Origin of the sequence: Paenibacillus sp. BK720 (assembly GCF_011761545.1) — a bacterium.
Lineage (GTDB): Bacteria > Bacillota > Bacilli > Paenibacillales > Paenibacillaceae > Pristimantibacillus.
On the sequence record NZ_JAASRQ010000004.1, the window covers coordinates 66281 to 91320 of the forward strand.

Below are 25040 nucleotides of genomic sequence, written 5' to 3' on the forward strand. Positions count from 1 at the left end.
AATTAGTTGGATTTCAGTTCAGAAGCAAGGCTTGCAAGCGCCACTACGCGCTGCTCGCCAGTCGCCATTTCCTTCAGCGCAATCTCGCCGCGAGCCAGTTCGTCATCGCCGAGAATAGCCGTATACCGGGCTTGCAGCCGGTCTGCCGACTTCATCTGCGCTTTCATCTTACGACCGAGATAATCGCGTTCCGCGCGAATTCCGGAAGTACGGAGCTCGTAGACCAGTCTGGTTACTTCCCGGTCTGCCGCTTCGCCAAGGGCTACGACATACACGTCAACCTGATGCGCATTGTCCAGCTCGGCTTGTTGATGCTCAAGCAGCATGATCGTGCGTTCCAGGCCAAGACCAAGACCTACGCCGGGTTGATCCGGTCCGCCGATTTCGGCCACAAGTCCGTTATAACGGCCGCCGCCGCCAATCGTATCGATAGCGCCGATCCCTTCCGCTTTGTATTCAAATGCGGTGTGGGTGTAATAATCAAGACCGCGAACAAGTCTTGGATTGATGGAGAACGGAATTCCCATATCGGACAGGTACGTTTTAACTTTCTCGAAATGGGTCGTGCACTCCTCGTCCAAGCTGTCGAGAATCGATGGCGCATTTTCAAAGCGGGCCTGATCGGTCTTGCAGTCGAGAACGCGAAGCGGATTCCGCTCCATGCGGGACTGGCAGTCCTTGCAGAGCTGCTCGCGCATCGGCATAAGGAAAGCAAGCAGCTTCTCCCGGAAGGCTGCGCGAACCGCAGGCGTACCAACGGAGTTGATCTCCACGCGGACGCCCTTCAGTCCTACTTCCTTGTAGAAGGTATACCCCAGTGCGATAACCTCCGCATCGATCGCCGGATCCACCGATCCAAGCGCTTCGATTCCGAATTGGTGGAACTGACGGTAACGTCCGGCTTGCTGGCGCTCATAACGGAACATCGGTCCGATATAATAGAGCTTCGATACATCCGGCTCTCCGTACAATTTGTTCTCGACGTACGAACGGACAACACCCGCCGTTCCTTCCGGACGAAGCGTAATGCTGCGATCGCCGCGGTCCGTGAAGGTGTACATCTCCTTCTCCACGATATCCGTCGTTTCGCCTACGCCGCGTTGGAACAGCTCCGTTGCTTCGAAGATCGGCGTACGAATCTCGCGGAAATTAAAGCGTCTGCAAATATCGCGGGCTTTCTGCTCCGCATACTGCCATCGCTCCACTACTCCGGGCAATATGTCCTGCGTGCCCGGCGACTTTTGAAAAGCCATTGCAAACCCTCCTAAAAAGAATTGTCGCGTTTATTGCGATGATTCTTGCCTCGTAAGCGTAATCCTAAACAATTATCGCGTCTTTGGCGGTAATTCTTACTTCGTAAGCGTAACTGAACTAACCCTTAATCACGCAAAAAACTCCCGCCCCTAACGACATGCCGTTAAAGGCTAATCGTTAGGGACGAGAGTTGAACTCCCGTGGTGCCACCCATATTCCGGACAATCCAGTCCGCTCATTAACGGTTAACGCCCGTTACACGCAGATCGGCTATTGGCAATGATCCCGAGGATCATCCGTTCACCGTCTGTTCTCCGGAAGGTCTATTCATCCAGCCACCATAAAGACGCTTGCAGCCATGGCGCCTCTCTCTGGGTACGTGCACGGGATTACTTTGTTCCATCAACGAATCAGAAACTTATATACTGAGTCCTAATTCTAACCGTGTCGACAAAATAAGTCAATAGTCAATCACATTATATCAGTATGCCTCTTTCAGGACAAAAAAAAACCTGCAGCCATCGTTGCAGGTCCAGAAATTATATTTTTAAAAAGGGGGTCGAGATTTATTATAGGATAGCGATGTTAAAAAACCGTTATAAACTCATTACAGTAATATTACAAAATAGTAAGCGGTTCATTTACGAACATTCGGCTTTGGAAGCAAAAAAGCTGCCCGGAAGAGCAGCCTTTCGCTTATGGTAGTAGACCTACATGCGTCCACCGGGCTCGCGCCGGTTCGAAGGGAAAGCGAAAAATTCCTCCGCCGTCTCCACCTGCTCCTCCAGCCTCGACATTACGATCGCTTCGCGGCGATCCGAATGCAGAAGTCTGCGGGAGGCCCGCTCCACGCCTTGTTCCTTGCGGGATTGATGCATAAAATTATGCTCCTCTGCCAACAGATACTTGAGGCCGATTAAGCCATGCCTGTATCTATTGTTGCCAGCCGAAGCCTATCTTACCCGCGATTTACTGCTTGCTGTCGATAATTAATGTGACCGGTCCCGAATTGACGAGAGCGACATCCATCATCGCGCCGAAACGGCCCGTCTCAACGATCAGGCCTGCCGCGCGGAGCAGCTCATTGAACCGGTTGTAGAGCGGTTCCGCCAGCTCCGGACGTGCGGCAGCCATAAAGTTCGGACGCCGCCCTTTACGGCTGTCCCCGTATAACGTGAACTGCGAAATCGATAGAATCTGTCCGCCAACGTCAACGACGGAGAAATTCATTTTCTCGTTCTCGTCCTCGAAGATCCGAAGACCCGCAACCTTATCCGCCATCCAGCGGATATCGTCTTCCGTATCCTCATGCGTAATGCCGACGAGAAGCACAAGGCCATGTTCGATCGCCCCGACAACTTCCCCTTCGATCGTTACGCTTGCCTGCTTGCTGCGTTGTACAACTACCTTCACTGCGGGTAAACCTCCAACTAGCTGTTCATAATGCGCTGAACGGAATAAACATCCTGAACGCGTTTAATTTTCTCTACTACAGAGGATAAATGATCGATATTACGGATGAGCACGGTCATATGAATCATGGCCATTTTGTTCTTCACCGAGCGGCCCGTAACCGCCGAAATATTCGTTTTGCTCTCGGAAACGGCCTGAAGCACCTCGTTGAGAAGCCCCGACCGGTCATGACCCGTTATCTCGATATCCACGCTGTAATTGGATTCAATCGAATCCTCCCATTCCACCTCGATAACGCGGTCCGCCTCTTCGCCGTCGGCATTAAACGGAATGTTCTGGCAGTCCATCCGATGGACCGATACGCCTCTGCCGCGGGTAATGTAGCCGATAATCGTATCGCCCGGCACCGGGTTGCAGCAGCGAGCAAATCGGACCAGTAAATTATCGATCCCTTTTACCGTTACGCCGTTGGTCGGACGGTTCTTGCGGTGGCCTGGGGACTTCATCTCCTTCGGCTCGGAGGTCAGCTCAATCAGATTGGATTTCTCCGCTTCCTTGCGGAGCTTCTCGGTTAGGCGGGTGCAAATCTGAGCAGCCGTAATACCGCCAAACCCGATGGCCGACATCATATCTTCAATATCGTTGAAATTGAACTTGCCCGCCACTTCCTGCAGCTTGTCATCGCTCATCCAGGCGGACGGCTCCACGCCCATGCGCTTCAGCTCGCGTTCAAGCAGGTCGCGGCCCTTAGCCACGTTCTCTTCCCGTTTCTCGCGCTTGAACCATTGGCGAATCTTGCTGCGGGCATGGGACGATTGCGCAATCTTCACCCAATCCTGGCTAGGACCGTAGGAATGCTTCGACGTTAAAATCTCGATAATGTCGCCGGTCTTCAGCTTATGGTCGAGCGGCACAATCCGTCCGTTGACCTTCGCGCCAATCGTCCGGTTGCCGACCTCCGTATGGATTCGGTAGGCAAAGTCCAGCGGCACGGAGCCGGCTGGCAGCTCGATGACTTCTCCGCTTGGCGTAAACACGAATACGAGATCGGAGAAAAAGTCCATCTTGAGCGATTCCATAAATTCCGAGGCGTCGCGCGCTTCGTTCTGGAGCTCCATAATTTCGCGGAGCCAGGACATTTTGTCCTCGAAATTATTATTCGGCACAACGGTGCCTTCCTTGTAAGCCCAATGAGCCGCGATACCGTACTCGGAGGTGCGGTGCATATCCCAGGTACGGATCTGCACTTCCGTCGGATCCCCGTTTGGTCCGATTACCGTCGTATGCAAGGACTGGTACATGTTTGCCTTCGGCATTGCGATATAGTCCTTGAACCGTCCCGGCATCGGCTTCCACAACGTATGAATAATGCCAAGTGTGGCATAACAATCTTTAATATTGTCTACGATAATCCGGATCGCCATCAAATCGTAAATCTCGTTAAACTGTTTGTTCTTGACGGTCATTTTCTTGTAAATGCTGTATATATGCTTCGGACGGCCCGATATATCCCCGTCGATGCCCATCTCTTCGAGCTTCTCTTTGATCCGGCCGATTACATCGGAGATAAACAGCTCGCGCTCCGCCCGTTTCTTTTTCATCAGATTCGCGATCCGGTAGTATTGCTGCGGATTCAAATACCGCAGAGCGATATCTTCCATCTCCCATTTAATCGCGGAAATACCAAGACGGTGAGCAATCGGGCAAAAAATTTCCAGAGTTTCGTAGGCAATCCGACGCTGCGCTTCCTCGGATTGGAACTTCAGCGTGCGCATATTATGAAGGCGGTCCGCCAGCTTGATCAGAATAACCCGGATATCCTGCGCCATCGCCAGGAACATCTTCCGGTAATTCTCGTTCTGCTGCTCCTCCTTCGAACGGAACTTGATCTTCTCGAGCTTCGTAAGTCCGTCGACCAGCATCGCGCAGGTTTCACCAAAATTCGCGCGGATGACCTCGAGGTCAACTGTCGTGTCTTCTACCACATCATGCAGCAGCGCTGCAATAATCGACAGTACGTCCATTTGCATATCCACGATAATTTCCGCAACTGCAACAGGGTGAAGAATATAAGGCTCTCCCGATTTGCGCACTTGTCCGTGGTGGGCTTGGTCCGCAAATTCATAGGCTTCCCTGATGCGTACAAGATCCTGTTCTTTTATATAGGCCGACGCCTTTTCGATTAACTGCTCTATGCCCATGAATTGTCCTTTCCGAACGCTTGACTCCGATTCGCGCATTTTCCGAGTTTTCTTAATATTATGCTGGAAGTAGTCATCCGCGTCAACCTGCATCCCTCACCAAATTTCGCGCAAGGAAGCTAAACGGATTGAGCCGGAATGCGAATATGAACACGCGTACCTTCACCTTCGGCACAATTAATCGCCACGCCAAAATCTTTACCGTAATATAGCTGGATTCTTTCATGTACATTACGGATTCCGTAGCCTACGCGTTCCATTCCTTCGCCGTTAAATATATGGAAAATCGTATCTTGAGGCATTCCGTTGCCGTTGTCCGCAACTATGAGATGGACAACAGCCCCTTCCAGATATCCCGTTACCTGAATATCGATCTGGTCTCCGCGCCAGGCATGCTCAAGCACATTCTCGACGAAAGGCTGAACAATCAGCTTCACGGTTGTCAGTTCGACAATTTCCGGGGAAATAGTATAGTCGATTCGGACCCGGTCGCCGTATTTAATCTGCTGGATGTCCATGTAAGCACGGACCTGCTCGATTTCCTTGCCGATCGGGATAATAGTCTGCCCTTCATTCAAGGACAGCCGGTAAAACTTGGCAAGGTTCATAACCATTTGATGCTGCTTCTCGACCTGCCCGAATTTGGCCAACCGGCTGATCGAGGAAAGCGTATTATATAAAAAATGCGGATTGATCTGCGCCTGAAGCGTCTCCAGCTCCGCCTCTTTCTTTTTCAAATTTGTCGCATAAACCTCTTCAATCAGGGTTTGCGTCCGTTTGCCCAGCTCATTTAGCGAGGATGCAATCGTCGTAAATTCATCGTTGCCGCTATAATGTATCCGTCGTTGAAAGTCTCCCTGGCGGAAGGATTGAAGGACGGACATCACCTTTAATACCCGCCGTGAAAACGTTCTCGAGACAAAAGTCGCGACCAGCAGAATGAGCACGCAGCTCGCGCTGCAAATGACCAATGTCAGCAGCTTGACCTTCTGCGTATCCTTCTCTAATACCGAGGACGGAACCATTGCCGTGAGACTCCAGTTCAGACCCGGCAGCGGCTGGCGGATGACGAGATAATTTTCGCCTCTCCCCTCATCCCACAATTGCTCCGTCGACTGCTCGGTTGCTCCCGAAGCATACAGAATATTCCGGCTGCCGTCGGTAATAAACAAGGTGCTGCCTGGCCAATCTTGCGGGAATCTACGCTCTGGAACAAATCGGACAAATAGACGCTGATGCGCATAAAGCCGATTTCTTTCGGTTTTGCCGACTCCAGATCCACTAATCGCCGGAGCATCGATATCCGGTTATAGCGGCCGTCATCCTCAATCTGCTTCCATTGCAGCGTCTCGCCGTAGTGCTCGACCGGGTAGGATTTGTACCAGGGCTTCTGCGCAATCCGGTTCAAATGAAGCAGGTCAAAAAACTTGCCCTTTATGACAAGAGGATCGATATTTTTGGTGTCGTAATAAACTTCCGGCAATGTCTCGTTGCGCAAATAAACGGTAAGCCACATGCTGCGGTTCGTCGATTCGATGGTCTGCCGGAACTTCGGAAGCAGCAGCTTGGTTGTTGCTTCATAGCTCACCCAGCCTTCCTCGTAATGGAGCAGCTGCTTCGACAAGGTTGTATCGTAATAGAGAAGATCGGATAAGCGAACCGTATCCTCCAATTTATAGACGACGTTATCTTCGATTTGCTTTAGCGTCCCCTTAATGGTATTCGTTGTATTGGAACGGATCGAATCCGTCATGATGCCGCTTGCGAAATAGCCAAGCAGAAAAATCGGTATAATGATCAGCATCATATAAGAGATGAGCAGCTTAATGCCAAACGGAATAAACTTGCGGGGATGATTAGTGCCAGTAAGCGGCGTATGCATCATATTAGCGGTGTCTCCTGAATTCGATAGGCGTCATGCCAAAGGTCTCTTTGAACTGTCGGCTGAAATAAGGCATGTAGCGGTAACCTACCTGGTCGGCCACCTCGTAGATCTTCACTTTAGGGTCCTTCAGCAGCTCTCCTGCTCTCTCCATCCGCATCGCAATGACATATTCGCTGAAGCCTACACCCATCTCTTCCTTGAACATCAGACCCAGGTAATTAGGGGAAAAAGCGAACCGGTCCGCCACTTCCTTCAGCGTCAGGGAGCGGTTCAGTTGCTCCTTCATGTAAGCGGTGACTTCTTGAATGAGCTTCGTATGCTTGCCGGGTTCCACGGATGCGGTCTCCTGCTGCGGCTGATAGCGGGGAGCCATGCGTTGGGCTGCCTGACGCCACTGTCTTTCTTCCTCTTGCTTTCTTGAAGCTTCATCCAGCTCTTTCGTTACGTGAACAAGCGCGTCAACCAGCTCGGAATCATCCATTGGCTTCAACACATAGCTGTATGCCCGAAGCGACAAGGCCTGCTTGACGTAATGGAAATCCTGATAACCGCTGACAAATATGACCCGCAGACCCGAGCAGCCTTCGGTCTCCTGCGCCTTTCGGGCAAGCTCCAGTCCGGACATGCTGGGCATATGCACATCCGTAACGAGAATATCGATTCTCCCGTCCTTTAACACCTCGTAAGCATCAAAGCCGTTGTTAACGGCTGCCACAACCTCAAGGCCAAGCTCCGACCAGGGAATAAACAAACGCATGCCTTCCAGGTCAAGCACTTCATCGTCTGCAATCAACACCTTGTACACGAAGCATCTTCCCCCGTTCCCGAAGAGTGTTAAGCCGTGAAACGGCAGAACCGCCCCTATGCATAGGGACGGCACTGACCGCTTGACCAAATTATACTCCAGCATGAGCCTCGATGTTAATTGCCTTTCATGCTTTTTAAATTTTCCTGCCATTTGGTTGTCTTGTAAGCCAGCAGCTTGTCGTAGCCAATGGCTTCGGCATCCTTCTGCGCTTTATCGAGGATGGCGAGCACCTCTTCGTCACTCTTCGCATACAGAGCCTTCGCTCTTGCTTCCTTGTAGAGCTCCTCGAAGGTTTGGGCGATAATGCCCTCTTCGGAATCCGGCGCAGGCGCCAGGTTAATGAATTCCGTTGCGTTCTTCTGCGTTTTCCAGGTAATCGCATTTTGCCAGCGCGCTTCCCACGATTGCTTCTCTTCCGGCAGCGTCAGCTCGAATTTCATTTTGGACGTATCGATAAAGACGGTGTTGCCGTTCCATTGGAAGTTAACCGTTGCGTCCATCATTTTCGTGCGCCCTTCTACGTCGGAGGTATAAGCATCGGTAAAGATTGGCGATCCGTCCGCATCCGTGCCCTTCCAGTAGATGCCCTCAGGACCCCAGAACAACGTTCGAGTGCCTTCAGGACCGGTCAGGTAATCGAGAAAAGCGAAAATTTTCTCCGGATCTTTGGCCGATTTCGTAATGACGCTTACGTTCCAGCCCAGCTGCGTGTAAGTACCTGCCCAAATTTTATTCTTATCGAGACCTGCCTTATGGACCGGCCAGATCATCATGTAACCCGAATTCGGATCCTTCTTCTTCAGCTCGGAATCGCCAACTGCGCCATATTCCGTAGGGCTGGCGCCGGCGAATACGGCAGCCGTTCCGTTATAGGCCTGCTCCTTCACTTGATCCTTCGTTTGCGTCAGGGCATCCGGGGTCATCAGCTTCTCGCGGAACAGCTTGCTGGCGAACTGCATCGACTCGCGGAAGACCGGATCCAGGAACAGCGAAGTCAGCTTGTCGCCGTTTGGCACGGCTCGGTTCGATACATAAGCCGTCGAGTAATCCTCTCCGAATGCGGAGTACAACACATCAAGTCCTTGGCCGTCAATCGCCAAATCCGGGTTAAAAGGCGTTACGTTAGGATATTTCTCTTTGACCATTTTCAGATAGTTGTAGAAATCATCGGTTGTTTCGAGTGCCGGTTTGCCGAGCTCCTCATAAATCTTCTTATTTACGAGGTAACCTGCGTTGCCGTTAGGCTGGGACGTATACCAGTTCGGGAACTGATAGATCTTGCCGTCCTTCGAACGCAGCATATTGATCGCCTCTTCGCCGACCCACTTCCTGAAGTTCGGATATTTATCGAGATAATCGTCGAAAGGAACCAGCATACCCGCTTCGCGCAGCTTCTCGACATCCGCCCCGCGGTCCAACCAGATGACATCCGGCAGCTCTCCGGAAGCAATCATGGTATTCAGCTTCTGAGCCGCATTGCCGCCAGATTGAACCGGCGTAATATCGACCTTCATGTTGTCTTTAATCCATTTGGTTGCCTCGTCCCCGCCCCAAGCGGGCATCGAATACCAGTCGTAATGCCCGTAGAATGAAAACTTCAGCGGTTCACTGCCAAGCTTCCATGCTCCCGAATCGGCAGCCGTGTTCGCGGGCGTTTCGCTTTCGGCCGGCTTCTGGCTGTTGGTCGCTGCCGGTTCGTTGTTTGTCTTGTTCCCGTTATTGCCGGAGCATCCCGTCATTGCCAATGTGATCGCCATTACGCTTGCTAGTCCAATCGTTGCCGACTTCCTCCATCTGCTCATGTTACTATTACCCCTCTCTCCCATGCTTTTAATTATGTTCAGCGGAAGCGGATTTGTCGATCCGTGCTGCCGGGCAAGCCGTATCCGTTTCACGTTGAAAACGCTGGTCGGGCTTAAGCTCCCTATTCCTTCAAAGAGCCTACCAATACCCCTTTTACGAAATACTTCTGCACGAACGGATACACGGCGATAATCGGGATGGTAGCCACCATCATCGTAGCCATCGAAAGCGATTTGCTGGTCACGCTTTTCATCGAGCTAAGCCTGCTCTGCGAAGCGGAATCCAGCTGCGAGAACTGCTCGCTCATAATATTGGAATTCAGAATCTGCTGCAGCATCGTCTGAATGGGAATAAGCTTTTCCTTCGTAATATAGAGACTTGGATAAAACCAGTCATTCCAGTGCCCAACAGCGGTAAATAAAGCAAGCGTAGCGATGACGGGACCGGATAACGGCAGAATGATGCGAAAAAACGTTGCCCAGTAGCCGCAGCCGTCAATTTGCGCCGATTCCTCTAGACCTTTGGGGAGTCCTTGGAAGAAGGTGCGGAATATAATCATGTTCCATACGCTAATCAAGCCCGGGACGATAAAGACAAGAAAGTTATCCATCAAGCCAAGTCCGCGAATCAGCAGAAACGTCGGGATAATGCCGCCGCTGAAGTAAAGCGTGACGATGCAGGCGATCATATAAAACTTGCGGCCGATCAGCTCGCGCTTGGTCATGCCGTAAGCGAATATGGCGGTAAACAGGATAGAGCAGGCCGTACCGATCACCGTCCGCATGACGGAGACATAAAAACCGTTAATGATCCGTTTATCCTGGAAAACGATTTCGTAGTTATCGACCGTAAACGCCCTCGGCCAGAAGGTGACGCCGCCAAGCGCCGTATCCATGCCCTTGTTAAACGAAATTACCGCAGCGTTCCAGAACGGATAAAAGGTAAAAAAGGCGATGACGGTCAGGCAGATATAGACGAAGATCGATAAGCTTCTATCGCTTAAGCTGGATTTGATTCTCATACGCGGGCGGTCCTCCTTATGCGATTATGCGATTGCCTTACCATAGGCTGTTGCCGGTTCTTCTTGCCAGAAGATTGGCAAAGGTGAGCAAGCCGACGCTGATGACTGCCTTGAACAATCCAACTGCCGTCGCGTAAGAGAAACGCTGCCCCGTTATCCCCGTTCTGTACACGTAAGTATCCAGCACATCCGATACGTCTCTTAGAACCGGATTAACCCCGAGAAGGAGCAGATCCTCAAAGCCCGCGCTAAGCAGATTGCCGATTGCGAGAATAAGGAAGATAATGACGACCGGCATGATCGTTGGAATCGTAATCATGAATATTTGCTTGAACCGGCTTGCTCCGTCGATGGAAGCCGCTTCGTACATGTTGGGGTCAATGCCCGCAATCGCGGCCAAGTAGACAATGGAGCTGAAGCCGATTTCCTTCCACACTCCCGTGGTTACGATAATCGTCCAAAAGTATTCGGGAATGGACAAGAAGCTGATCGGTTCTTTGACGAGATGCACGGACTGGAGCAGGATATTCAGGCTGCCGTTCTCCACCGACAGGATCGACATCGCAAAGCCCGATACGATAACCCATGATAAGAAATGCGGCAAATAGCTCACCGTCTGCACAACGCGCTTGAAGTACATGTTCTTTACCTCGTTCAGCATAAGCGCCAGAAGGATTGGCGCCGGAAAGCCGAACAACAGCTTCAATACGCTGATGATGATCGTATTTCGCATCACCCGTTCAAACTCGGGGGCGTGGAAGAACATTTCGAAATGCTTGAATCCCACCCATGGGCTATCCAAAAACCCTTTAAAGATGCTGTAATCCTGGAAAGCGGTCAGTACCCCGTACATCGGTATGTAGCTGAATACGAAAATAAGCAGAAGCGCCGGAATAACCATCAGCTGCAAATCCCACTGCTTTATGAACCGCGTAAGCTTGGATTTGCGCTTTAGCGCATGTTGTTTCTCTGCTACGGCTGCGGTGATCTCTGTCATTTGCCTTCCCCCTAAAAAGAATGGCAACACGTTTCGGTTGCGTTTCTGACTTCGCAAGCTTTAGTTATCAATTAGAAGCAAATGCTCATGCTTTTATTTTAGAATCGGAGAAGGTTCGTTTCTATTTGTCAGACCAACGAAAAATGATACATTTCAATCGAATCATGTTATTATTCATAACACTATATTCCGATGTATGCGGTTGCATTTTCAAGCTTGAAAATGAATCCGTTTCCACCTCACATCCCTTGCAAGGTGCGTGAAAACAAAAAAACCGCCCCCTTCGCTTGCGCGTCAGGGACAGTTCAGGTAAAAACTTGACTTTAGTAGGTTACGAGCGAGAACACTTCCACGCCTTCCAGCTTCTCGCGGCCGGTCAGGTAGGACAGCTCAATCAGGAATGCGGCGCCAACCACTTCCCCGCCCAGCTGGCGGACAAGGTTCATTGATGTCGCGATCGTACCGCCAGTAGCAAGCAGGTCGTCCGCGATGAGTACGCGCTGACCAGGAGAGATCGCGTCTTTATGCATCGCCAGGCTGTCATTGCCGTATTCCAGATCGTAGCTGGCTTGAATCGTCTCGCCTGGCAGCTTGCCGCTTTTGCGGATTGGCGCGAAGCCAACGCCAAGCGCCGTCGCTAGCGGAGCGCCAACAACAAAGCCGCGTGCTTCCGGTCCGGCAATAATGTCGATTTTCAAATGTTCAACCGCTTTACGGATATCCTCTATAGCAGCGCGGTATACGTCGCCATCCTTCAGCAGAGTCGTAATATCTTTGAAGCGGATGCCTGGTTGCGGAAAATCGGGAATCACCCGGATGTAGTCTTTGAAATTAATATCGCTCATTCTTTAGTCAATCCTTTCTCTACTTCCCATATCAATTATGCCATTACTTCGTTTGGAACATACGGCGAACGAAGCCTTTCGGCTTCGCGTTTTGCCTCTTGATACCTCTGCGACGTACCAAGATCACGCTTTTGCGGTGCTTCTACAACAACAAAATGAGTACCGTCTACCTCAATAAAGCCAAGCTCAAGGAAGACCTCCAGCATGACGGTTATCATCTGCTCGGGCCAGCCGCATTGCCCGGACAGATAGGCTTCAATCCCTTTTACCGGGAAGCGCTGCTTTCTTCTTAGCAGCTGATAGACCTGTCCGAAGTGCTCCCGTTCGGGGAATCTGGCAAGCGCTCCTCCGAAATACAGATCGTGAATATGCAGCTGGGCTTTGCGCTGGCCGTTCCATTCGTTGATGGACAGCTCGCCAACCAGATCGACGGGCAGACCGGCCTGCAGCTGATTCGACAGCTCGCCCAATCCGAATCCTACCGCATCCAGAGAAGCACGCCCGCTGCGGAGCGACAGCTTCAAATGCCGGGAATCCTTCCCCATCGTCCTGTAGTCCGACAGCTCGGCGGATTGCAGCAGCAGCCTAGGTGACGGATTGCCCGCTCCAAACGGCTCAAGCAGAGCAAGCTGACCAATCGTATGGACGCTTGCATCCCCCACCGAGCAGACGAGATCAATGGCTGTTTTCGGAATCCAATCCTGCTCCGTCAGCCATTCCATCGCCAGCTCGCCAAGCTTCTCTTCGAATGCCGGCAGCTGATCGCGGTGAAGACTCATGCCGGCCGCAGCCTGATGGCCGCCGTAATGATCCAGCAGCTCGTCGCATTCGGTTAACGCGGCATGAAGATCATAGCCTTCAATGGATCTTGCCGACCCTTTGCACATGCCGCTCTCCGGATCAATGCCAAGGATAATAACCGGCTTGTAATAACGCTCCAGAATCTTGGAAGCAACAATTCCGATGACTCCAACATTCCAGCCTTCCCCGGCAAGCACGATAACGGCGGGCTCGGGTCTGGCAGCCGCCTGCGCGGCGTCCCTTTTCCCCTGCCACTGCAGCTCGGCTTCCTTCACAATGCCTTCCACGATTCGTTGTCTTTCCTTGTTGAGCACATCCAGCGAAGACGCTGCCCGTATAGCCTCATCGTAATCGCCGGTCGTCAGCAGCTCTACCGCGCGCTTCGCATGATCGAGCCGCCCCGCAGCGTTGATGCGCGGCGCCATGCCAAAGGCAACGGTGGTCGACGTGACTTGATCCAGCTCTATCCCGCATGCTTCCGATAAAGCCCGGAAGCCGATATTGCCCGTATTTTGCAGCCTTTCGAGTCCAGCCCGCACCAATACCCGGTTCTCATCCGTCAGCGGCATAATGTCCGCAATCGTGCCGAGGCTGACAATATCCGTCCATTCCATGGGCGGACGTCCCATAAGTGCCGTTGCGAGCTTGAAGGCTACGCCTACCCCGGCCAAGCCTTTGAACGGGTAGGGGCAATCCTCCCGCTTCGGATTAACAACGGCAACCGCCTCGGGAATCCGTTCAGGGGGTTCGTGATGGTCGGTTACGACAATATCAATGCCAAGCGATTTCGCATATTCGACCTGCTCGTAAGCGCTGATGCCCGTGTCAACGGTAACGATAAGACGAACGCCGTCCGCAGCCGCCAAATCGATTGCCCCTGTATTGAGGCCGTAGCCTTCCAAGGCGCGATGAGGAATATAATAGTCAAAGGTATAACCCAATTCACGGAATACATGGATCAGCAGCGACGTACTGGATACGCCGTCCGCGTCATAGTCCCCGTAAATCCGAATGAATTCGCCGTTATCTGCCGCCTGCCGAATCCGGTCGACGGCTTCCTTCATTCCAATCAGCAAATACGGGTCGTGCAGCCGATCTTCCCCTCCTTGAAGGAAAACCTCCGCCGCTTCCTTATCCTTATAGCCTCTCTGGACAAGAAGCTTGGCAACAAGAGGGGGAATGTTTAGCTGGGCAGACAGCCGCTCCGCCTGCTGTTCTTCCTCTTTACTCCAAGGCGCCAAATTCCAGCGTGTTTTAGCTTGTATCACGCTAAAGTTTCAACCCCTTTCCATTCTATTGCAGAAGCGTTGGCATATGCTCCTGGTTCGGATCATGATTCGATTTGTACGGATAACCAGGATCGTAAGGCTCCACATGGATCGTCACGTCCGTAACATGGCCGAACCGCGTAAGAAGCAGCTGCTTAACCCGCTTTGCAATTTCATGGCCTTCCGATACGGAAATTCGCGGATTAACGCTGATTACAATATCGGCAACAACATAATGCCCCTGCTCCTTGGCCTGAATCGATTCAACGGTAATAACCCCTTCTACCCGCTGAATCAGCTGCATCAGTATTTCCGTGTCCTCGTTTTGAATCTCGGTCTTTCCGTCTTTTCTTACGAAACCGGCTATCGTACGATAGCCGCTTAACATCACAATGACGGCAATTACGATTGCGGCCGCAGGGTCCAGATAATACAGAGCCGGCAAAGCCGCAGCCTTTCCAAGCATAGCTCCCCCTGCTCCGACAAGCGCCGCCAGCGAGCAATACAGGCTTGAGCCGCGTTCCTTCTGGGAGAAGAACATCTCCCTTACAAGCAAACTAATAAGAATGGCCGCAAATGCGGTCCAGTGCGGCGGTGCATCAACCCCTTCCGCAATGGACCGAATGGCGGAGATGCCAATCTCGAGGCTCGTAATGAGAAAAAACACGGCCAGGAAAACATTCGTCAAGGCTTCCATCCGCAGCGCCGCAGCCGTTTTCTTGCTTTCGTCCTGCTTACCGGACAACAAAGCAAAAGCGGCGGCACATTCTGCCGCCGTACGGAAGGCATCGGCGAGCAGCGATTTGCTGCCCGCGAGTCCGCCTACTATGCCTTTAAACAACGCCAGCGCCGCAGTTCCCCATAAGCCTGCCTGTTCAGCCGGCTTCGCCTTCGCATATCGTTGTTCAGTTGACATTTATGCCTCCAGCGTGGAAAGGATCGCTCGCCATGGAGCTGGCAAAGCTTCCATTCCACTTTTTCATAGAGTATTTTTTATCTCTGCCCGTAAATATTGCTTAAACGGCTTTTTTAGCCGCTGCTTTCGTAGACGGCTTTTGCTTGCTCTTCATGACCATCCACAGCGGAGCCGCGATACAGATCGAGGAGTAAGCGCCGCTTGCAAGACCAATCATCTTCGCGAGTGCGAACAGCTTGATCGATTCGCTGCCGAAGATAAAGAGACAGGTTGCGATAATGAGAACGGCGAGTACCGTGTAAATGTTACGCGCCATGGTCTGCCACAAGCTTTGGTTCACAAGATCGCCAATTTGATCGGCGTTTTTTGTTTTCGAGAAACGAAGATTTTCGCGGATCCGGTCAAAGATAACGATCTTATCGTTAATCGAGTAACCGATCGTTGTCAGTACGGCCGCGATAAACGGCAGGTCAACCTGCAAACGGAATATTGAGAACATCGTAATAACGACAAAAGCATCGTACAAAATCGCAATGTTGGCTGCAAGCGCCATGCGCCACTCGAAACGGATCATCACGTAGAGCATAATCGCTACGCTTGCGATAATAACCGCATAAATTGCTTTGACGCCAAGCTCCTGCGCGATATCCGGCGAGACAACGTTTACTTCCGATGATACATTGTCACCGTATTTTGCTTTAAAAGCATCCTCGATTGCCTGAACCTTCGGCTGTTCGAGAACATCGTCGAAACGGGCCGAAACCCGATCGCCGTTTGTGCCTCCAACCGTAGGGGTTATGTCGGAATAGCCTGCTTGAGACAAAATAGCTTTGGCGTCCGCCTGGGTAATTTTCTTGCCTACGAGAATATCCATGTTGGTACCGGCCTTGAAGTCAACCCCGAAGTTCAAATGGAAGATGCTGACCATCAAGATGCCGACAATCGTCAAAATAGCCGAGAACATAAAAAATTTGTTGCGGTGTTTAATAAAGTCGAACCGAACCTTTGCATTATAGAGCACGGATTTCTGCCTCCTTCACGCCGTAGTAGCCAGGTTTAGTAAAGAGGTTACTGCGGATCAGCAAGTGAATCAGCAGACGAGCCAAGAAGATGTTGGTCACGATACTTACGAGAATACTGAAGATCATCGTCAGGGCAAAGCCGCGGATTGCGCCGTTACCGATAAAGTACAATACGACGCAAGAGATGATATTCGTTACGTTCGCGTCCATAATGGTACGGAACGAGTTTTTCGAACCGGCCTTCAGGGAAGACAGCAGGCTCTTGCCGCTGCGAATCTCTTCCTTGATCCGCTCGTACATAATGATGTTGGCGTCAACCGCCATACCTATACCGAGTACGAACGCGGCGATGCCCGGTAAGGTTAGCGTAGCGTTCATCAGTTCGAATACAACAACGAGCAGCCAGGTGTAGGAAATAACCGTAATGCCGGCAACCAGACCCGGAACTCGGAACAAGACGATCAACAGAATCAAAATAATAATCGTGCCGATCACGCCTGCGCCAACCGTATCTTCAAGCGACTTTTGGCCAAGCTTCGCGCCTACGCTTTGCGTGTAGATCTCCGTCAGCTTCAGCGGCAGAGCGCCAAGGTTAATCGTATCTTTCAGCTTGTTCGCTTCATCAAGGGAATATTTACCCGAGATTTGTGCCGAACCGCCTGTAATCGGATAGTTAACAGTAGGGCTGGACAGCAATTCGTCATCCAAGTAAATCGACAACGTTTTGCCCGTCAGCTTTGTTGTAACGTCTTCAAACTTTTTCGCGTCTTTCAGTTTAATGGTAATCATCGGGTTGCCGAGCTGATCAAACTCGACTTTAGCGCCGTTTTGCACGAAGTCGTTGCCTTGCAGCTCAACCGTGCCGTCCGGACCGCGGAATGTCAGATTAACCGGTTTTTTCAGCATGTCTCTGATTGCCGTTTCATCCGTAACGCCAGGAATTTTCACGCGGATCCGGTTGCTTCCTTCACGCGTGATTTCAGGCTCAGTCGTACCCGTGGAGTCAATCCGCTGCTCCAGGCTATGCGCCGTTTCTTTCAGCGACTCGGACGTTACCTGTTCGCCGCCTTCCAGTGGAGAGGCTTCGTACAATACCTCGAATCCGCCTTTCAAGTCAAGACCGAGCCGGATATCTTTGACAAGAGCCGGGCTCGTCCATGCGATTGCGCCAAACATGATGACAACGACCGCAAGGAAGGCAGTTAATCTCTTCCAGTTCATACGTACATAGTCCCCCTTAAGATCTCAATATTCCTATTATACTTAGGTTGTACTTGCGTGTAAAATTGCACGACAAAAAAAAGAAAACCCTTCCGTTAGAAATGGTTTCCCCGAAAAGCGCTCAGCGTCATAAAGTTCATAAATTTTGTCACCTTTAAGGACAAGATATCGTTTACGATCTGATGAAGCTCCGGATGACCGGTCTTGTTATACTTCTCGCTTACGCATTCCCAAATCTCTTTCCCCGTTACATGTTCGTATCCGATGAGATGAAATTCTTCCGCCTTGCTATTGCACAGCTGCTCAATCGCGTTGTTCAGATCCTCATCTCTCACGGCTGTCTCCTCCTTTTGGCCTTGCAAATGCCTTGTCCCGATAGTGATAACTCTTCTACCTATTCGCTACCGCCTGCCGCTTTTCCTGCTGAATCTTTTGAATTGATAAATTTGGATGATTCATGATTCGGACATGCCGCGCATAAAGATGTACGGATACAAAAGGTGGGATTATTGAAGAGATGAGGGCGACGAATGACGAAGCAATCGTTTATAAAAGGGGCTCTGATTCTGCTGGCCGCCGGCATCATTAACCGGCTGCTCGGTTTTGTTCCGCGCATTGCTCTCCCGAGAATCATCGGAGCGGAGGGCGTCGGGCTGTATCAGCTCAGCTACCCGTTCCTGACCGTTATGCTGACCGTAATAACGGGCGGCATTCCGCTTGCCATTACCAAATGGACAGCGGAAGCCGTATCTCGCGGCGACTCTTCGAGGGTCAAACAGATTTTCCGGACAGCAATGGGCCTTACCATCGTACTGGCTATCGTCATGACGGCTGCGCTGCTCCTCTTCGGGAAATGGATTACGACCCATCTGCTGACGGACTCCAGGGTCTATCAGACGTTTATGGTAATGACGCCGCTAATGCTGATCATAGGAATTTCCTCGGTCTACCGGGGATACTTCCAAGGCATGCAAAATATGATACCGTCCGCTGCCTCGCAAATCATTGAAACCGTCATCCGCATAATCGGCTCCCTGGCCTTTGCTTCCATGCTGCTTCCGAAAGGAATCGAATGGGCTGCCGCCGGAGCCATGCTTGGGGTTGTTGCGGGAGAGATCGGCGCTCTTGCCGTGCTGCTCTGGACGTATTCGAAAGAACGCGGAAAGCAAAAAAAAGCTTCACTTACTGCGCCGGATGCTGCGCCCGAAGAAAATACGCCCGTGCTTCGCCGCCTGCTCGGTTTGTCCATTCCGGTAACCGGAAGCCGCATGGTCGGCTCCTTGTCTTATTTGCTGGAATCGATTCTGACTGCCCGAAGCCTCGCGGCCGCGGGAATTGCAACCCGCGCCGCCACTGCCCAATACGGCGCCTTGCAAGGGATGATTATTCCGCTGCTGCTCCTGCCAACCGCGCTAACCTTCTCGCTTGCTTCCTCCCTCGTTCCCTCACTGTCCGAAGCGGCTGCCAAGGGAGATAAAGCGACGATCCATATCCGGATGCATCAGTCCATGCGTCTTGCTCTTGTGGCAGGGGCACCGTTTGTCGTTGTGATGTGGCTGTTTGCCGAACCGATCTGCCGCCTGATTTACAATCAAGCAGATATCGCTCCGATGCTTCAGTTGATAGCTCCGATCGGCATATTCATTTATTTGCAGGCCCCTCTTCAAGCGGCCCTTCAAGCGTTGAACAAGCCCGGTACCGCGCTTATGAACACCTTTATCGGGGCCGCGGTCAAGCTTATTCTAATCGTTATGCTCGCTTCCAAGCCGGAGCTTGGCATATACGGCGCGCTAATCGCCATTAACGTCAATATCGTACTCGTTACGGTCCTCCACGGCATCAGCGTATTGCGATTGATCGGCTTCCATATGCAAGCGATGGATTTTATAAAGGTTGGAGCAGCCATGATCATTATGGGAGCCGCCGCAAGATGGATGATGAATACCCAGCCCTTGTCGCTGGAGTGGATCAATCTGATCCTTGCCTGCATGATCAGCGTTATTTTATATCTGCTGTTGATGGTCTGGATGAGAATAATCGACCGCTATGATATCGCCCGCATCCCGGTACTGGGGCAATGGTTCAAATGAGTGCTTCCCATATAAAAAAGCCGCGCTTCCTTGCCGGAAGCGAACCCCTGCTTTTAGTGACAGGGGTCCGTTCCGGCTAGAAGCGCGGCTTTTTGTCGGTATCGATAAACAGCTTTCCTTTGTGGTCTATCGTGCAAAGAAAGACCTCCTTGAAATCGTGCACGCCCTGTTCCTGCAGCACATTTTTTAGCCAGAATCTGGTTTTGTCCATCTTCGCCAAATTCTCGTCCTGCACCTTGCCGTCCATAATGAGCGGAATCGGCAGCATCTCGAACCGGAAACGAGCAGGCGTCTGCGTTTGAGGCTTAAGGATAGGCTCGTCGGCAGCCGACCTTGTCTTTGGTTCTTTTTGCGGTTCTTCTTGTTCTTGCTCTTGATCCTTATTCGTTGCGTTTTCTTTCTCGACAACCGATAATTTGCCCGTCGTCTCCAGAATCGCAAATTCAACATCCGCCACGTTGGCGATCTTGTTTTCCCTTAATTGAAGCAGCAAATCATCCAGGTTATAGCGCTGCTTGCGCATGATATCCCGGTTAAGCTTGCCTTTGGCTATGATGAAGCTTGGTTTCCCGTCAAACCATAACCTCAGCTTACGGTTTTTCAAGGCAATATACGCGATGCCCACCTGAATGATTAGCAATACGACCATGGGCAAAATGCCCTCCCACATGGAACGTTCTACATCTTCAATGACGATAACGGCAATCTCGGCGATCATAACGGAGATCACCAGGTCAAATACGGAAAGCTTGCCAATTTCCCTTTTTCCCATAAAACGCATGATCAGAAATACGACGAAGTAAATCAATACGGTTCGGAGCAGCATGCTCCCATATTCCATCCTAACCGCCTCCTCGTTTTTGTCATGCCAGCATCGGAACAGCACGTACAGCTATTCTGACCTTCAGCCTGTCACATCATGCGATGAGCGGACTAACGAATTTATGGGTAAATAACCTATGGCAATACAATAAAATAGATATATATGGTTGAAATAACAAGAGCCAGCAGCGTCAAAGGCGCCCCGATTTTCAAGTAATCCATATAGCTGAAGCCTTTGCCTTCACGCATCGCAAGCCCCGCTACCACCACGTTGGCCGATGCGCCGATCAACGTCCCATTGCCACCCAGACAAGCGCCAAGCGACAGCGACCACCATAAAGGATTAAGATCGTCGGGATTCGTAATTTTCATTTGTATCCCCAAATCCTGAATGAGCGGTATCATCGTTGCCACAAACGGGATATTGTCTATTGTCGCGGAAGCAATGCCGGACACCCATAAGATCAGCATGGAGGTTTTGGTCATATCGCCGGAAGTAATCTGCAGCGTGAAGTTCGCCAAATCCGAAATGATGTTTGTCTCCACCAAGCCGCCCACTAGCATAAACAAGCCGACAAAGAAAAAGATCGTTTCCCACTCGACCATGTCAAAAGCAGCCTCCGCGTCCTCCCGCTTCACCCCGATCAGCATAAGCAGCGTAGCTCCGCCCAATGCAATCGCAGCCGCTTCAATATGGATGACCGAATGAAGTATAAAGCCAACAATCGTCAGCAGCAAAACCGATAAGGACTTTATCATTAACTTTCGGTCTGTGAGATTATCCTCGGCTATTAAGTTCATAAGCTCCTTCTTTGCTTCTTCGGTTACAATCAGCTTCTTACGGTAAATCCAGACAAGCAGGGCGATTGTGACGACCAGAATAACGAGAATAACCGGAGCCAGGTTTACGAGAAAATCGTTAAACGTTAAGTTCTCGTTAGCCGAACCAATCATAATATTGGGCGGATCGCCGATTAAGGTAGCCGTTCCTCCGATATTGCTCGACAGAATTTCAGCCAGCAGAAAGGGCACCGGCGTTATATTCAATATCCGGGTAATCGAGAACGTAATCGGAACGATTAGAAGCACCGTTGTTACATTGTCCAGAAAAGCGGAACCAAGCCCCGTGAGCAACGACAGAATAATAAAGATCTTAACCGGATCTCCTTTTGCGGTCTGAGCCGCTTTTACCGCAGCATATTGGAATACGCCCGTCTTATTCGTTATGCCAACCAGGATCATCATCCCGATTAACAAAAAGATCGTTTCCCATTCGATATGCTCCGAGAAGGCCAGCTTCATATCCAATACGCCAAGCGCAATCATAATTACCGCGCCAAATAAGGCGATGACGGTGCGGTTTATTTTCTCCGTAATAATAATGGCGTAGGTCGTGAGGAAAATAACGACAGCCGCCGTTACCTGCCAGGCAGCAGGATGATAAATCGGTTCCAAGCCAACAACTCCTTGTATCAGCAATTCAATAAGCAAAGCACATTATACAAAAAAAATGCAAATAACGTCCAGTCTAGCCTAAGCGGCAGGTCTAATCGCGCCGGCTTGACCATAAGGTGTACTAATAGTCTTGTACAAGGGGGGGAATAAAATGAATTCGATCAAATCGATCAAATCGATCGCCCGGCCGCCGCGTATCGGCTCTCCGCTTATTGCAGGCGTTATATATTCGATTATTTGGCTTGCTATAGGCGCACTGATTCTCTCGTTGTTACTTTACCTCAGCAATATGAAGGAAAACAACCTGCCTCAATACTCTCTTGCCGTTCATGGCTTTTCCGCTTTAGCCGGCGGTTTCGTATCGGGCAAACGCTCCGGCATGAAGGGCTGGTATCACGGCGCCCTGCTTGGCTTGATTTACGGCATTACCGTCCTGACCATCGGTTTCCTTGCGGCCAACAGCGGATTGTCCGGCAAAAGCGCCATGATGCTGCTTGCCGCTATACTGGCGGGAGCCTTAGGCGGAATGATCGGCGTTAACCTTAAGAAATAGCGGTAATGAATAACCATGCCTCTGCACATACTACATACAAGCAAGAAAAGAAGCTGACCCTAAGGATCAGCTTCTTTTCATTGGAATTACTCCGTTGCTGCAGGTGCGCTGTTCAGTACGGAGCTGATTGCGCTGCGGTCGAACGTCATCTTTGTCGTATCGTTGACGCGAAGTACAACCGTGTCGTCCGTCAGTTCAACGATTGTGCCTTGAAGGCCGCCAATCGTTTGAATTTTATCACCCTTCTTCAGCTGGCTGAGAAGCGAGTTGCGCTGTTTCGTTTTCTTCTGTTGCGGACGAATAAGCAAGAAATAGAAAACCGCAAACATCAGAATAAAAGGCCAGATCATTTGGAAGATATTCGTGCTGCCTGCTGAATCTGCTGCTAGATATGCATTCATGGAAATTCCCCCCTTTCCCTAAAATCTAAGCTTAAAAGCCCTTCTCGTTATCAAACAGTCCATACTTGGTGAAAAATTCGTCGCGGAAATCAAGAAGCCTGTCTTCCATAATCGCCTGACGCACATCACGCATGAGCTGTAATAAGAAATGCAAGTTGTGATAGGTCGTAAGCCGGATGCCAAACGTCTCGTCTGCTTTGAGCAAATGGCGGATATACGCACGCGAGTAGTTTTGGCAAGTGTAGCAGGAGCATTCCGGATCCAGCGGTCCAAAGTCCTCGGCGAATTTCGCGTTGCGAACAACAAGACGGCCTTGGCTTGTCATCGTTGTCCCGTTGCGGGCAATACGCGTCGGCAATACGCAGTCGAACATATCGACGCCGCGGATCGAACCCTCGATCAATGCGTCCGGCGAACCAACGCCCATTAAATATCGCGGTTTGGTCGTTGGCAGCTCAGGTACGGTGTAATCAAGCACTTCATACATCAAATGCTTAGGCTCGCCTACACTTAGTCCACCAATAGCATACCCCGGGAAATCCATGGAAGTCAAATCCTTCGCGCTCTGGATCCGAAGGTCTTTGTACATGCCGCCCTGCACGATTGCGAACAACCCTTGGTCATGCTTGCGGGCATGGGAATTGAGGCAGCGCTCCGCCCAGCGCGTTGTGCGCTCAAGCGATTGCTTCACGTAATCGTAATCGGCCGGATACGGCGGACATTCGTCAAAAGCCATCATAATGTCCGAGCCAAGCGCGTTCTGGATCTCCATGGCCTTCTCCGGAGAGATAAACAGCTTGTCCCCATTCAGATGGGAGCGGAATTGCACGCCTTCTTCCGTAATTTTGCGCATGTCACTCAAGCTGAATACCTGGAAGCCGCCGCTGTCTGTCAGAATCGGACGGTCCCAGTTCATGAATTTGTGAAGGCCCCCCGCCCGGCCGACAATGTCATGACCGGGGCGAAGGAACAAATGGTACGTGTTGCTCAAAATAATTTGAGCGTCCATCGTTTTTAATTCTTCCGGGCTCATCGTCTTAACGGTTGCCTGAGTCCCTACCGGCATAAACGTTGGCGTCTCGATAACGCCGTGCGGGGTGTGGACCCGGCCAAGACGCGCGCCGGACTGTTTGCAAACTTTAATTAATTCGTATTTTACAGCCACTTGTCATTCTTCCTGTCTACTTGGAATTATCGTGCTTGCGCAAGCTGATGCTAATAGATAAACATGGCGTCGCCAAAGCTGAAGAACCGGTATTCTTCGCGAACCGCTTCCCCGTAAGCCTTCATAATCGCATCCCGTCCGGCTAGCGCGCTGACCAGCATAACAAGCGTCGATTTCGGCAAATGGAAGTTTGTCAGCAAAGCGTCTACCAGCTTAAAGTCGTATCCCGGGAAAATAAAAATATCCGTCCAGCCGTTGCATGCCTCAATCGTTCGGCCTTCAAATCTTGCGGCTACCGTCTCGAGCGTTCTCGAGGAGGTTGTGCCCACAGCTATTATACGGGCTCCCGACGATTTGGCTTCATTTATTATTGCGGCATTTTGTTCGTCCAGCTCGTAATACTCCGAATGCATCTCATGCTCTTCAACCTTATCGACGGACATCGGCCGGAAGGTGCCTAGACCAACATGCAGGGTAATATAGGCAAGCTTAACCCCTTTATCGACCAGCTGCTGCAGAAACTCCTTCGTAAAATGAAGCCCTGCCGTAGGAGCGGCCGCCGAGCCTTCATGCTTGGCATACACGGTCTGGTAGCGTTCCCGCTCCTCCAGTCTCTCCTTGATATAAGGAGGCAGCGGCATTTCTCCCAGACGGTCGAGCAGCTCCTGGAAGATGCCCTCGTAATGGAAACGGATCGTCCGCGAGCCCATCTCGCCTTCATCCTCAACTACCGCGCGGAGCAGAGGCTCGCCGCTGCCGTTGTCGCCGAACCACAGCTCGGAGCCCGCCTTTAGACGTTTGGCCGGCTTGGCCAAAGTCTCCCAGCGGTCTCCCTCCAGCTGTTTCAGAAGCAAGAGCTCAATCTTCCCGCCTGTATCGGGCTTTACCCCCGTAAGACGGGCCGGAATAACGCGCGTGTTGTTCAGAACGAGCACGTCTCCCGCTTTCATGTACTCGGCGAGATCCGTGAAGGTGCGGTGCGCGATCTCCCCCGTCTCTTTGTTAAGCGCCAGAAGTCTCGATGCCGTACGTTCTGCAAGAGGCGTTTGGGCAATCAGATGCTCGGGCAGTTCAAAATCAAACCAATCTACATTCATGA

23 protein-coding genes are annotated in these 25040 nt (G+C 51.2%); 2 read left to right on the forward strand and 21 right to left on the reverse strand.

Annotated features, from left to right (window positions below):
* Window positions 1–2 precede the first annotated feature (2 nt).
* From hisS to FHT67_RS15995, 16 genes are all read right to left on the reverse strand, one after another.
* Window positions 3–1253, reverse strand: a complete 1251-nt coding sequence (hisS, locus tag FHT67_RS15925) for a histidine--tRNA ligase (RefSeq protein ID WP_167199833.1) — start codon at window positions 1251–1253, stop codon at window positions 3–5.
* Between the two features lie 711 nt (window positions 1254–1964).
* Window positions 1965–2132, reverse strand: a complete 168-nt coding sequence (locus tag FHT67_RS15930) for a hypothetical protein (RefSeq protein WP_167199836.1) — start codon at window positions 2130–2132, stop codon at window positions 1965–1967.
* 91 nt (window positions 2133–2223) lie between these two features.
* A complete protein-coding gene (dtd, locus tag FHT67_RS15935) occupies window positions 2224–2667 on the reverse strand; it encodes a D-aminoacyl-tRNA deacylase (RefSeq protein WP_167199839.1) in 444 nt (147 codons plus the stop codon).
* A 17-nt stretch (window positions 2668–2684) separates the two neighbouring features.
* Entirely contained in the window at window positions 2685–4868 is a 2184-nt protein-coding gene (locus FHT67_RS15940) for a RelA/SpoT family protein (RefSeq protein WP_132307231.1), read from the reverse strand.
* A 119-nt stretch (window positions 4869–4987) separates the two neighbouring features.
* Window positions 4988–5893, reverse strand: coding sequence for a sensor histidine kinase (locus FHT67_RS30025; protein WP_347880107.1), 906 nt, complete (start codon window positions 5891–5893; stop codon window positions 4988–4990).
* A 17-nt stretch (window positions 5894–5910) separates the two neighbouring features.
* A complete protein-coding gene (locus FHT67_RS30030) occupies window positions 5911–6753 on the reverse strand; it encodes a cache domain-containing protein (protein WP_243867257.1) in 843 nt (280 codons plus the stop codon).
* 1 nt (window position 6754) lies between these two features.
* A complete protein-coding gene (locus tag FHT67_RS15950; RefSeq protein ID WP_167199842.1) occupies window positions 6755–7558 on the reverse strand; it encodes a response regulator in 804 nt (267 codons plus the stop codon).
* Window positions 7559–7674: 116 nt separating this feature from the next.
* Window positions 7675–9363 (reverse strand): extracellular solute-binding protein, encoded by a 1689-nt coding sequence (locus FHT67_RS15955; protein ID WP_132307237.1) that lies wholly within the window; start codon window positions 9361–9363, stop codon window positions 7675–7677.
* A gap of 122 nt (window positions 9364–9485) precedes the next feature.
* Window positions 9486–10385: a carbohydrate ABC transporter permease gene (locus tag FHT67_RS15960; RefSeq protein WP_132307239.1), complete on the reverse strand. Its 900-nt coding sequence runs from the start codon at window positions 10383–10385 to the stop codon at window positions 9486–9488.
* A gap of 37 nt (window positions 10386–10422) precedes the next feature.
* Window positions 10423–11382, reverse strand: a complete 960-nt coding sequence (locus FHT67_RS15965) for an ABC transporter permease (RefSeq protein WP_132307241.1) — start codon at window positions 11380–11382, stop codon at window positions 10423–10425.
* Between the two features lie 323 nt (window positions 11383–11705).
* Window positions 11706–12218 carry an adenine phosphoribosyltransferase gene (locus FHT67_RS15970; protein ID WP_127494695.1) on the reverse strand — a complete coding sequence of 171 codons (513 nt, stop codon included), beginning with the start codon at window positions 12216–12218 and terminating at the stop codon, window positions 11706–11708.
* A gap of 44 nt (window positions 12219–12262) precedes the next feature.
* A complete protein-coding gene (gene recJ / locus FHT67_RS15975) occupies window positions 12263–14296 on the reverse strand; it encodes a single-stranded-DNA-specific exonuclease RecJ (RefSeq protein ID WP_167199845.1) in 2034 nt (677 codons plus the stop codon).
* Window positions 14297–14321: 25 nt separating this feature from the next.
* On the reverse strand, window positions 14322–15212 hold the full coding sequence (locus FHT67_RS15980) for a cation diffusion facilitator family transporter (protein WP_167199848.1): 891 nt from the start codon (window positions 15210–15212) through the stop codon (window positions 14322–14324).
* Between the two features lie 100 nt (window positions 15213–15312).
* Entirely contained in the window at window positions 15313–16233 is a 921-nt protein-coding gene (gene secF, locus FHT67_RS15985) for a protein translocase subunit SecF (RefSeq protein ID WP_132307247.1), read from the reverse strand.
* Complete coding sequence (gene secD, locus FHT67_RS15990) at window positions 16223–17455, reverse strand: protein translocase subunit SecD (RefSeq protein ID WP_132307249.1); 1233 nt, start codon at window positions 17453–17455, stop codon at window positions 16223–16225. The genes secF and secD overlap by 11 nt, the downstream gene beginning before the upstream one ends.
* Before the next feature lie 95 nt (window positions 17456–17550).
* Window positions 17551–17790 carry a post-transcriptional regulator gene (locus tag FHT67_RS15995; protein ID WP_347880098.1) on the reverse strand — a complete coding sequence of 80 codons (240 nt, stop codon included), beginning with the start codon at window positions 17788–17790 and terminating at the stop codon, window positions 17551–17553.
* 195 nt (window positions 17791–17985) lie between these two features.
* Between FHT67_RS15995 and spoVB the strand changes: the two genes are divergently transcribed.
* Window positions 17986–19545, forward strand: a complete 1560-nt coding sequence (spoVB, locus tag FHT67_RS16000; protein ID WP_167199849.1) for a stage V sporulation protein B — start codon at window positions 17986–17988, stop codon at window positions 19543–19545.
* Between the two features lie 76 nt (window positions 19546–19621).
* Here the strand turns inward: spoVB and FHT67_RS16005 are convergent, their stop codons facing one another.
* Window positions 19622–20386 (reverse strand): YetF domain-containing protein, encoded by a 765-nt coding sequence (locus FHT67_RS16005; protein ID WP_132307255.1) that lies wholly within the window; start codon window positions 20384–20386, stop codon window positions 19622–19624.
* Window positions 20387–20502: 116 nt separating this feature from the next.
* Window positions 20503–21822 (reverse strand): ArsB/NhaD family transporter, encoded by a 1320-nt coding sequence (locus FHT67_RS16010; RefSeq protein WP_207918139.1) that lies wholly within the window; start codon window positions 21820–21822, stop codon window positions 20503–20505.
* Window positions 21823–21973: 151 nt separating this feature from the next.
* Between FHT67_RS16010 and FHT67_RS16015 the strand changes: the two genes are divergently transcribed.
* Entirely contained in the window at window positions 21974–22375 is a 402-nt protein-coding gene (locus FHT67_RS16015; RefSeq protein ID WP_132307257.1) for a TIGR04086 family membrane protein, read from the forward strand.
* Window positions 22376–22461: 86 nt separating this feature from the next.
* Here the strand turns inward: FHT67_RS16015 and yajC are convergent, their stop codons facing one another.
* Genes yajC through queA form a run of 3 tightly spaced genes read right to left on the reverse strand, consistent with a single transcriptional unit; the run spans window position 22462 to window position 25038 of the window.
* Complete coding sequence (yajC, locus tag FHT67_RS16020) at window positions 22462–22776, reverse strand: preprotein translocase subunit YajC (RefSeq protein WP_132307259.1); 315 nt, start codon at window positions 22774–22776, stop codon at window positions 22462–22464.
* Between the two features lie 31 nt (window positions 22777–22807).
* The gene (gene tgt, locus FHT67_RS16025; protein ID WP_132307261.1) at window positions 22808–23941 is read right to left on the reverse strand and encodes a tRNA guanosine(34) transglycosylase Tgt; all 1134 of its coding nucleotides are present in this window, start codon (window positions 23939–23941) and stop codon (window positions 22808–22810) included.
* A 50-nt stretch (window positions 23942–23991) separates the two neighbouring features.
* Window positions 23992–25038, reverse strand: a complete 1047-nt coding sequence (gene queA / locus FHT67_RS16030; protein WP_132307263.1) for a tRNA preQ1(34) S-adenosylmethionine ribosyltransferase-isomerase QueA — start codon at window positions 25036–25038, stop codon at window positions 23992–23994.
* Window positions 25039–25040: the final 2 nt, after the last annotated feature.

What these genes read in the sequence shown, in the direction of transcription:
- hisS (WP_167199833.1), bottom strand. Translation starts at nt 1,253, where the DNA reads ATGGCTTTTCAAAAGTCGCCGGGCACGCAGGACATATTGCCCGGAGTA.
- FHT67_RS15930 (WP_167199836.1), bottom strand. Translation starts at nt 2,132, where the DNA reads ATGCATCAATCCCGCAAGGAACAAGGCGTGGAGCGGGCCTCCCGCAGA.
- FHT67_RS15940 (WP_132307231.1), bottom strand. Translation starts at nt 4,868, where the DNA reads ATGGGCATAGAGCAGTTAATCGAAAAGGCGTCGGCCTATATAAAAGAA.
- FHT67_RS30025 (WP_347880107.1), bottom strand. Translation starts at nt 5,893, where the DNA reads ATGGTTCCGTCCTCGGTATTAGAGAAGGATACGCAGAAGGTCAAGCTG.
- FHT67_RS30030 (WP_243867257.1), bottom strand. Translation starts at nt 6,753, where the DNA reads ATGATGCATACGCCGCTTACTGGCACTAATCATCCCCGCAAGTTTATT.
- FHT67_RS15955 (WP_132307237.1), bottom strand. Translation starts at nt 9,363, where the DNA reads ATGAGCAGATGGAGGAAGTCGGCAACGATTGGACTAGCAAGCGTAATG.
- FHT67_RS15960 (WP_132307239.1), bottom strand. Translation starts at nt 10,385, where the DNA reads ATGAGAATCAAATCCAGCTTAAGCGATAGAAGCTTATCGATCTTCGTC.
- FHT67_RS15965 (WP_132307241.1), bottom strand. Translation starts at nt 11,382, where the DNA reads ATGACAGAGATCACCGCAGCCGTAGCAGAGAAACAACATGCGCTAAAG.
- FHT67_RS15980 (WP_167199848.1), bottom strand. Translation starts at nt 15,212, where the DNA reads ATGTCAACTGAACAACGATATGCGAAGGCGAAGCCGGCTGAACAGGCA.
- secD (WP_132307249.1), bottom strand. Translation starts at nt 17,455, where the DNA reads ATGAACTGGAAGAGATTAACTGCCTTCCTTGCGGTCGTTGTCATCATG.
- spoVB (WP_167199849.1), top strand. Translation starts at nt 17,986, where the DNA reads ATGACGAAGCAATCGTTTATAAAAGGGGCTCTGATTCTGCTGGCCGCC.
- FHT67_RS16005 (WP_132307255.1), bottom strand. Translation starts at nt 20,386, where the DNA reads ATGGAATATGGGAGCATGCTGCTCCGAACCGTATTGATTTACTTCGTC.
- FHT67_RS16015 (WP_132307257.1), top strand. Translation starts at nt 21,974, where the DNA reads ATGAATTCGATCAAATCGATCAAATCGATCGCCCGGCCGCCGCGTATC.
- yajC (WP_132307259.1), bottom strand. Translation starts at nt 22,776, where the DNA reads ATGAATGCATATCTAGCAGCAGATTCAGCAGGCAGCACGAATATCTTC.
- queA (WP_132307263.1), bottom strand. Translation starts at nt 25,038, where the DNA reads ATGAATGTAGATTGGTTTGATTTTGAACTGCCCGAGCATCTGATTGCC.